At 38.2% G+C, this 9,577-nt stretch carries 7 protein-coding genes; 4 read left to right on the forward strand and 3 right to left on the reverse strand.

The window, feature by feature from the left end; translation table 11 throughout:
- Nucleotides 1–193: 193 nt before the first annotated feature.
- On the forward strand, nt 194–1,312 hold the full coding sequence (locus tag IQ242_RS09160) for a peptidylprolyl isomerase (RefSeq protein ID WP_193959752.1): 1,119 nt from the start codon (nt 194–196) through the stop codon (nt 1,310–1,312).
- A 361-nt stretch (nt 1,313–1,673) separates the two neighbouring features.
- A complete protein-coding gene (locus tag IQ242_RS09165; protein ID WP_193959753.1) occupies nt 1,674–3,278 on the forward strand; it encodes a glycosyltransferase family 1 protein in 1,605 nt (534 codons plus the stop codon).
- A gap of 10 nt (nt 3,279–3,288) precedes the next feature.
- Here IQ242_RS09165 and IQ242_RS09170 read toward each other — a convergent pair whose 3' ends face one another.
- The 3 genes from IQ242_RS09170 to IQ242_RS09180 form a co-directional block, all read right to left on the reverse strand.
- Nucleotides 3,289–4,482: an FkbM family methyltransferase gene (locus tag IQ242_RS09170; protein WP_193959754.1), complete on the reverse strand. Its 1,194-nt coding sequence runs from the start codon at nt 4,480–4,482 to the stop codon at nt 3,289–3,291.
- Nucleotides 4,483–4,527: 45 nt separating this feature from the next.
- Nucleotides 4,528–5,760 (reverse strand): hypothetical protein, encoded by a 1,233-nt coding sequence (locus IQ242_RS09175; RefSeq protein ID WP_193959755.1) that lies wholly within the window; start codon nt 5,758–5,760, stop codon nt 4,528–4,530.
- A 214-nt stretch (nt 5,761–5,974) separates the two neighbouring features.
- Nucleotides 5,975–7,492, reverse strand: a complete 1,518-nt coding sequence (locus IQ242_RS09180; protein ID WP_193959756.1) for a class I SAM-dependent methyltransferase — start codon at nt 7,490–7,492, stop codon at nt 5,975–5,977.
- Nucleotides 7,493–7,855: 363 nt separating this feature from the next.
- Between IQ242_RS09180 and IQ242_RS09185 the strand changes: the two genes are divergently transcribed.
- On the forward strand, nt 7,856–8,743 hold the full coding sequence (locus IQ242_RS09185; protein ID WP_193959757.1) for an Rpn family recombination-promoting nuclease/putative transposase: 888 nt from the start codon (nt 7,856–7,858) through the stop codon (nt 8,741–8,743).
- 298 nt (nt 8,744–9,041) lie between these two features.
- Nucleotides 9,042–9,389: a hypothetical protein gene (locus IQ242_RS09190; RefSeq protein ID WP_193959758.1), complete on the forward strand. Its 348-nt coding sequence runs from the start codon at nt 9,042–9,044 to the stop codon at nt 9,387–9,389.
- Nucleotides 9,390–9,577 lie beyond the last annotated feature (188 nt).

The following is a 9,577-nucleotide window of genomic DNA, read 5'->3' on the forward strand; positions in this document are numbered from 1 at the left end:
CAGTAAACAGTAATCGGTGAACTGATAACTGATAACTGATAACTGATAACTGATAACTGATAACTGATAACTGATAACTGATAACTGATAACTGATAATGGCTTCGATCGATTTTCTTAGCTATTGACAAGGGTTCCCCTAAAAGCCTACAAGTATTTTGGATAGGTATGGCCATTGAGGAACCGACCAAAATATGAAAATAACGACAAGATTACGGGAATCGGGCAAATTTTTCTTAAAAAGGGCTGCTAGTATTGCCCTAGCACTATTTTTAATCTTAAGTCTGTTCACGGTTAAGGGGACTGCCCCTGCTTTGGCTGTGCTTGCTCAGGGTGATGCGGTAACGGATCCCACTGCCATTTTACGCAATGCCTTACCCATAGATAATAAACCAATTCGTCAAGTGCAACAATCGATCGAAGATATTGCCAAACATCTGCGGGCCAAACGTTGGAGTCCGATTAAAAAAGATGTCAAGGATGCCAATTATGCCCTTTCTACCAAAAGCAAGGCTATCTTAGATAGTGTTCCCGAAGCAAGTAAAAGCCAAGGGGAGGAATTAATCGAAAAACTGAAAACGGGAGTGGTAGCCCTCGATACAGCCGTAGAAGCGAAGGATAAAGAGGCAGTTTGGTCAACCAGACGGGAATTGCTCAATAATATCACCGCTTTAGAAGAATTAATGGTGGTGGGTTTTCCCTTTAACGTTCCCCCAGAATACGCTAACTTGCCGCAATTGCGAGGACGCGCCACCGTAGAGATGCAGACAACCAAAGGAGATTTAACTATCGTTGTCGATGGTTACAGCGCTCCGGTTAATGGGGGTAACTTTGTGGATTTAGTCCAACGGGGTTTTTATGACGGTTTACCCTTCATTCGCAGCGAAGATAATTTCGTTGTGCAAACCGGGGATCCCGTCGGTGCAGAAGAGGGCTTTTTTGACCCGAAAACTAAGCAATATCGCTCTATTCCCTTAGAAATTTTGATTAAAGGGGAAGAAGAACCAGTTTATGGCAATACTCTCGAAGAATTAGGGATTTACTTACCCAGTCTCGCCTTACCTTTTAACGCTTTTGGTGCATTGGCCCTAGCGCGTCCGGATACTAATCCTAACGGAGGTTCCTCGCAATTCTTTTTCTTTAAATTCGATAATGAATTAACTCCTCCGGGGTTTAATCTCATGGATGGTCGTTATTCGGTTTTTGGCTATTTAGTCCAGGGAAAAGAGGTGTTAGAAGAACTTACCGATAAGGATAAGATTATCACCGCTAAAGTGGTTTATGGCTTAAATAATCTCGTCCAACCTAGCTAGGTTGGCGTTTTTAACTAGGTTTTGTCAAGGCAAAAGATTAGTCAAGATAGGGGAAGCATCTCAGATTCTGGGTACTTCCCCCCATACCCCAGAAAAGTGGCAATTATCGGAGTCAATATTCCCCGCTAGTGAAAGCAAGGCAGTTAGTAGATGTTACTGTGTTAACGACCTTTTCAACTTAGAGGAGGGTAAATCGTCCACTATTCGCTTATGTCGGAGTCAGCAGTCACGATCAAAAATTGGTTAATAAAATCAAAGTTCTCGCCCCTGTTTTTGCCGATAGTTTAGCCGAGCTTATTCGGGGATGCCTAGAGGATTTATTAATAAAAGTTTTCTATCAAAAGGGAGAATTTAAGTTACTGTGATCGATAGTCCTTCTTCAGAAAATGAGCAAGAAAATGTTCAAAAGTTTCAAGAAAAATATCTCTACATTATTGGTCAAAGAACTGATAAATTAGAACAGCAAAAGAATAATCAAGTGTGTAAAACCTATCAAGTACAGCTTGGGGATATTACTGATTTAGAAGTTAATCATGATCTAGGTGTACCCTTTATTGAAGATGAGCGAGAAAACTTACAATTAATTCAATCTCTGTCCGAGCAGAGCAAACCTATTATTGTGATTGATGGCGTTATTTTTCAAATTAACCAAGGAGGAATAGCGAGAGTTTGGTATTCAATTCTACAAGAATGGAGTAACTCAGAATTTGGTCAACATATTATTATTTTAGATAGAAATCAAACCGCACCGAGACTAAAAAACTTAAAATATTGGTTATTAGAAGCCTACGATTATAATCATAGTGGAAAGGATACTAGAAAAATTCAAGCAATCTGCGATCAGCTGCAAGCAAGTTTATTTATTTCCACCTATTATACAACGCCTTTATTCACTCCCGCAGTTCTCATGGTTCATGACATGATACCTGAAGTCCTGCAAGCGGATTTAAATCAACCAGAATGGCAGGAAAAACACTATGCAATTTTGTACGCATCTAGGTATATTACTATATCAGCTAATACTGCTCGAGATTTAGTTGAGTTTTATCCCCACATTACCCAGGATAAAATTGATATTGTTTATAATGGAGTCAGCCAAGAATTTTCTCGAAGTATAGCTAAAGAAATTGATAGGTTTAAGCAAAAATATCAGATTTTAAAACCATATTTTCTTATCGTTGGTTCCAGGATTAGTCTCAAGGGTTATAAAAATGTCAAATTATTCTTTGAAGCTTGGAATAATTTACCTGAAAATAATAATTTAGCTGTGGTCTGTGTCGGTGGTGATTTAGAGTTAGAGCTAGAATTATCGAAATTAGCTCCAAATATTACCACCTATGTCTTAAAATTAGATGATCAGGATTTAAAAACCGCTTATTCGGGTGCAATTGCCTTAGTTTATCCTTCTCTTTATGAAGGATTTGGACTACCAATTATTGAAGCAATGGCCTGTGGTTGTCCCGTGATTACTTGCTTTAATTCAGCGATTCCAGAGGTAGGAGGTGATGCAGTTTTATACATTGACGGCATCAGTATTGATGAGATGATACAAGCTATCAAAAAAATACAAATTCCTGAAATTCGTCAGCAACTAATAGACAAAGGATTAGAGAGATATAAACAATTTTCTTGGCAGCAAAATTCCGAAAAAATTTATCAAATTATCCTAAAAACTATTACCGAAGTTCAAGAAAATCCTTCTGGTCAGGTTTGGGTAGAATTAAGAAAATTACAAGAAGAAAGACAAAATCAATCTCTGCAGCAATTAATTACATCTATCTCCCTTCAAGAAATGGAATATTCTCTGGAAAAGTTCAAAAATCAGAATAGGCAATTATCAGAAAATATTGAAAGTCTGCAAGAGAAAATTAAGAGTTTATCTACAGCAAAATCAGCTATTAAAAGACTGCTTAAGATTGTAATCAAAAAATCTAAAGTTGCTTACTTTATAAAAAAGAACTATTAGTTTAGTAAGCTTAATTGGGAATAACTAAAATATCAATATATTCCCCAGTGTTTAAATTCTCTTGATAAAATGTATAGAGAAAATCTAAACTTATTTCAACAAATGTTCCCTCGTGCAATCTCCATACTCTAGAGGCAAAAGTTTCGATAAAGCTTAAATAACTTTTCTTTCCAGCTAGTCGATTAATTCCGTAGGGCCAAAATTCTACATATAAAGGAACAGATATTTCTCGAAAAAATTCTTGTCCTCCTTGAAATATTAGTCCTTCACTACCTTGACAATCTATCCAAACAAAACCAATTTTTCGAGGATTTAAGATTCCTCGATTCTTTAACTCATCTAGAGTAATAAACTCGGCTAATTCTCGACTATAGTTGTCTTCATTAAATAAATTATCTGTGACATTGACTGGTTGAATACGGAAGTCGCCACAATTATCAGGGTTACAAACTAATTCTCCTGTACCAGTAAAATTAGCTAATCCGTAGTTCAGTGCTTGTAATCGCTCAGTTAACTGGTTAATCTGAGTATTAAAAGTCAGAAATTGATAATTTAAACCCGAAGCTTCGATAGAGACAGCGGATTGGAAGTAATTACCTTTTAAAGCATAAATGGATGTGGAGCCAATATTAGCACCCAAATCAAGAAAACAAGACTTATCGGGGTGGAATAGACTATGATTTTCCAGAAATGTCATACAGACTAAAAAATCATTTAGCTGAAATGCTTTTCCCTGTAAAGCTCCTTGAAGTTGGACTTTATCAAAAGTGGGATAGAGTAAATAACCGTCAATTTCATCACTTTTGATCATAATTCCATATAGGGATTCTGGCGGCTTTTTGAGACTAAAATTATTGACCTGTTTATACTCTGCTGATTCTCCGAAAATATGTAATATTTCTGGTAAAGTATGGGAGGTAGTCAGCCAATATTCTAATTCTGAGTTATCGGGATTTCTTTTTAGTAAATACTTGTATAAGCTAGTAATAAATTTTCGTTGCTGCTCATGATTATTTTGATTATTTTGGCTATTTTGTTGATGCTGATGAAATTCAGAAGACTGTAAAAAAGACTGGATAACTTCCTGAAAAGACCATCCTAATTTGATCTGTTCCAGATAATATCTTTTACCTTCTATATCCGCAGCTCTCTGCAAAAAAGTTTCATAACAAAATTCGATAAAAGTTTCTGGTTGAATAAACATAATTAGTCATCAATTTTTATGAGTGAAAGACTTTTGGTGATTAAGTTAATAATCACTAGAAAGAAAATTTATCTGAGAAATAGCCAAGCTTAAGTTTCTATCATCATCGCTTAGTCCTAAATTTTTAGGTGATGTGGAACCCTCTATTTTTAGTTCAATAGTTATTAGAGATGAGTTTTCATTGAGTAGATTTTTAGAGCAGTAAATAAACTTACGAAGACTATTTTGGAAACGATTATATTCAAAGTTCCAAATATCCACGAATTTTTCATTTACCCATACCTCTACCTTAAGTGTAGGGTTTTCTGACGAGAGAAAAACTGTCACTATTTGCCATTCTATCATTAGGGGAACAGGACAGTCAAGCTGCATAGTAAAAAAAGCATAATCACCTTTTAACCAAGTAAAATTTTCTTCGGGTAAGTAAAACCCTTGTCGGAATAATTGAGGATGAAGGAAATTAGCTAAATAACCGGCAAAAATTACCCGCTTATTCAACTGGGCAACTATTTGATAACTTCCCTCTATTATATTGGCAAATTTGCCTGTTAGTAAAATTTCTTGCGAACTTAAATATTCTCTTTGCAAAGGATCGGGAGGATGACCTTTTGCCAAATTTCTATAGGGTAAGCAGCCATAATAATTAGGAGGCACATAAATTAACTCTGGGATATTTGTATTTAAAAAAATGAGATTTTTTTCGCTTAAAACATCATTTCTAACCATAAATAAATTGATGCCTTGACTATCAGCATAAATCAGGGAATAACCCTTCTTATCTGCTAAATTTTTCCAAGCTAAAATACTAGCTCCAAAATAATTTGTTCCATCCCAACAACGCTGAGTAGAGTAGGGGACAACCTTATCTTCTTTGGGTGAGTGGGAAGAATTGTATTCCACTACTACCACTCGCGGTTGATAGATTTTTTCTAAACTAAACCAGAGATAAAAATCATTACCGTCCACATCAATAGAAAGCAAATCGAACTCGTGGGGAACCTGATACTTGATAAAAACTTGATTGATATTTTCGGCAGTAATTAACTCTTGATAGAGATGAAGTTCTGGGTTACTATAATCCCTATCTAACTGGATACCATGACAGTCATAAATTTCTCGCAGATAACGCGTATTGCATTCTCTGCCATCTTCTACCCCAATTTCTACATAAAAGCAATTCGTAAAACCAATGAGAGCGAAAATCTGCTCAATCACACCATCTTCTCCATTTTGGGAGAAAACTTTTTTCTCGAAAGATTGTAAATTGATGACTGTCATGGTTAAAAATATCAAGTTTCTAGTAAACTGTAGTAAAACGTAGGGTGCGTTAGACGGCAAAAATTGCGGCTTTGACTTGAAGGTAAAAATCCGTCGTAACGCACCACTAAGTAGTAAAACGTAACAGCCAAAATTGCTGCTTTGACTTGAAAGTAACAATCCGTCGTAACGCACCACTAAATAGCCGATTACAATGAGATTACCTACTTAGTATTTATTCAATACCTAGTTTTTGCAATGTTAGTAAACGTTCTTTACTAAACTCCTCGTACACTGTTTTCAGATGAGTAATATTCTCCTCCTCTGTTTCCAAAGGTTTCCCATCCTTAACCACTTTTTTGCCTTGACTTGCCAAAATTTGCCAGACAAATTGTACGGCATCTTGGTTATAGGATTTAGCCAAGAGGAATAATTGTTCTAAACGATTGACCAGTACTCCAGTCCCAATCAAAGGAGAAGCTAAAAAGCTTAATTCCTCACTATAGACTGCTTTCGCTTTCACTGCATTATTAAAAGCATCAGTAGATGGTTTCCGTTCCTGGCAAGTTTGCTCATCCACAGCAGGATGAATATAGCCAATACCAGTTAAAATCATCAGAGCTTGGTAAAGACCATTTAAGTTAATATTTGAGGTTTTGGGGTGATTTTGCAGTTGCAGTAAAGTTTGGGGAGATTCCGCCAAAACCTGACAAATTGGCTGATAAACTGTCTCCTGTAACTTAACTTCTCCCACGGGAAACTGATGCTCGAACTTGATATTTGCGGGATTAACAATCATGGCAAACCGGGTTTCTTCTAATTGTTTAACCTGTTCTTCGCTGGTTAAAATTAAGTAGCCTCGACTAAAAATATCACGACGGAATTGGCTATTAACAAAGAAATCTCGCACCACTTCCCGATAGATTGGGTCGCTGATTTTTGCTAATTTTTCTTGGGCTACTGGAGAGAGATTGACCGTATCAATATGGTCATTAATATGAGCGGAACCCACATATTTAAGTTTCGCATCCTCTAATTCTTTCGCCACTTCATCGAAGTAAAAACAATTCCAATCCTGATTAAAATACTCGTGAGCTAAATAATAACGATTTTGTTCCTTTAGGCGCTCGTAACGATTTTGTAAAATTGGATTTTGGGCAAAATAACTAGCATTAGCCTCTAATAATTCTCCTGTAAAATTAAGTGCCTGTTCAATTCGTGTTAAAAGTTCAGAACTGTGTTGACCATGGCGCACCATTAAAGCTTGTATCGGCATCGCCGCCGACCAACCCGGAAGGGCATTATAGGAGATATAAACTAATCCCCCTACCTTGAGATTGCGGCGAATAAAATTAACTATAACTTGGCGATTTTTGGCACTAATCCAGCTATAAGTTCCGTGCAGACTTATGAAGTCAAATTGAGGTAAATCTCGCTCTAAAAATTCCTCAAAACTATCATCAAAGAAAAGAATATTCTTCATTCCCGCCTTGGCCGCTAAATCTCTAGCTGTGGCGATATGGCTAGGATTGAAATCATTGGCATAAAATTGGGACTGGGGATAGGTAGCCGCTAAAATATTCGTGGTAAAACCCTGACCACAGGCCAATTCACAATAGGTAAATTCTTGGCTAGAATCGGGGGGTTGAATGGATTTAATCAGAGTCGCTAAACCTAATTTTAGGGGACTTAACTCGCCGTAAAAGCCGCTAGTGTAGTTAACTTCCGATACATATCCTTCTGTCCAACTCATAGATTTTCCTCAAATATAATGACAAGTTATAAAATTAAGACTTGATTATACAGCAAAAGAGCCAGATAAGCTGCCCGCGCCTTTAAATTGCTTGTTGAGGTGAGGCAAAAGGCAAGAGGCAAGAGGTGGTTAGATATGTATAATTAATTGTGCCTAAGTAGGTAGGTGTTAAAAACTGTCAGATCCCCCCGCCTATCGGCACCCCCCTTATCAAGGGGGCAGGGGGGATCGAACCTAAAATCTATCTTCAATTTAATTATAACCAGCTACTTAGCTACTTACAATATCTATTAATACTAGAGTATTAACCGTTTAGCCAAACGATTCGGCAATTGCCAATAAACCCTAGAAGCGAGATTTTTCGTGAAAACTGACAGTATCTTTTACCAAATCTTCCTGCGTTTTCCGGACAGTTTCTTTGACCTAATCGGACAACCGCAACCGGGAGCAGCAAACTATAAATTCACCTCCCAAGAGGTGAAACAACTCTCTTTCCGTCTCGATGGCTTATTTATGCCACTCAGAGAAGATATTCAGCAACCCCTCTACCTAGTGGAAGTGCAGTTCCAACCAGACGACACCCTCTACTATCGACTTTTTGCGGAATTGTTCCTATTTTTAAAACAATATCAACCACCTCACCCCTGGCAAATTGTCGTCATTTATCCCCATCGTGGGGTGGAACGGGAACAATCCCTGCATTTTGGCGAAATCCTCAATTTATCAAGCGTTAGACGCATTTATCTCGATGAATTGCCCCCAAGGGATAATCCCTCCTTAGGAATCGGTGTGATTAAATTAGTAGTAGAGTCGGAAACGGCAGCGGTGAGGACTGCTCAAACCCTAATCGAGCGGACTAGAGAAGAAATCACCGACCAGTCCAGTCAACGGCAGTTAATTAATCTAATCGAAAGTATCATTATTTACAAATTACCCCAGAAAAGTCGCGAGGAAATTGAAGCTATGTTTGGACTAAGTGATTTAAAACAAACGAGAGTCTATCAAGAGGCACTGGCCGAAGGAGAAGAACGGGGTCTAGAACGGGGTCTAGAACGGGGTCTGCAAGAGGGGGAACGTCTGGTGGTGGAAAACCTGCTCCGAGTCCGTTTTGGTGAGTTAGACCCAGAAATTCAAGCTATTATCAGCCGGATTTTACAATTGTCCCCGGAAGAATTTACTCCTTTACTCCTACAGTATTCCAAGCAGGAACTCTTAAAGCGATTTCCCCCAGAAAAGTCGCGAGGAAATTGAAGCTATCACCCCCCTTATCAAAGGTAGGGGACTCTCTTGGATTTGGTGAGTAAAATGTATTCTAGGATACATTCCTCCTAGGGAGGGGGTGGAACGAACCACAAAGACACAAAGGACACAAAGATTGATCGATCCTATGTAAGTTAAACTTATCACACAGAACCTAGAAGAGCCGGTAGGGTTAATTCATGAATTAACCCTACTATGAGAGTTAATTCATGAATTAACCCTACTATGAGAGTTGATTGATGAATCAACCTACTACTTCCCCCAGAAAAGTCGCGAGGAAATTGAAGCTATGTTTGAACTAAGTGATTTAAAACAAACGAGAGTCTATCAAGAGGCACTGGCCGAAGGAGAAAAACAAGGTCTAGAACGGGGTCTAGAACGGGGTTTAGAACGGGGTTTAGAACGGGGTCTAGAACGGGGTCTAGAACGGGGTCTAGAACGGGGTCTGCAAGAGGGGGAACGTCTGGTGGTGGAAAACCTGCTCCGAGTCCGTTTTGGTGAGTTAGACCCAGAAATTCAAGCTATTATCAGCCGGATTTTACAATTGTCCCCGGAAGAATTTACTCCTTTACTCCTACAGTATTCCAAGCAGGAACTCTTAAAGCGATTTCCCCCAGAAAAGTCGCGAGGAAATTGAAGCTATCACCCCCCTTATCAAAGGTAGGGGACTCTCTTGGATTTGGTGAGTAAAATGTATTCTAGGATACATTCCTCCTAGGGAGGGGGTGGAACGAACCACAAAGACACAAAGGACACAAAGATTGATCGATCCTATGTAAGTTAAACTTATCACACAGAACCTAGAAGAGCCGGTAGGGTTAATTC

Source organism: Microcystis sp. LEGE 08355 (assembly GCF_015207185.1).
Lineage (GTDB): Bacteria > Cyanobacteriota > Cyanobacteriia > Cyanobacteriales > Microcystaceae > Microcystis > Microcystis panniformis.

What these genes read in the sequence shown, in the direction of transcription:
- IQ242_RS09160 (WP_193959752.1), top strand. Translation starts at nt 194, where the DNA reads ATGAAAATAACGACAAGATTACGGGAATCGGGCAAATTTTTCTTAAAA.
- IQ242_RS09170 (WP_193959754.1), bottom strand. Translation starts at nt 4,482, where the DNA reads ATGTTTATTCAACCAGAAACTTTTATCGAATTTTGTTATGAAACTTTT.
- IQ242_RS09175 (WP_193959755.1), bottom strand. Translation starts at nt 5,760, where the DNA reads ATGACAGTCATCAATTTACAATCTTTCGAGAAAAAAGTTTTCTCCCAA.
- IQ242_RS09180 (WP_193959756.1), bottom strand. Translation starts at nt 7,492, where the DNA reads ATGAGTTGGACAGAAGGATATGTATCGGAAGTTAACTACACTAGCGGC.
- IQ242_RS09190 (WP_193959758.1), top strand. Translation starts at nt 9,042, where the DNA reads ATGTTTGAACTAAGTGATTTAAAACAAACGAGAGTCTATCAAGAGGCA.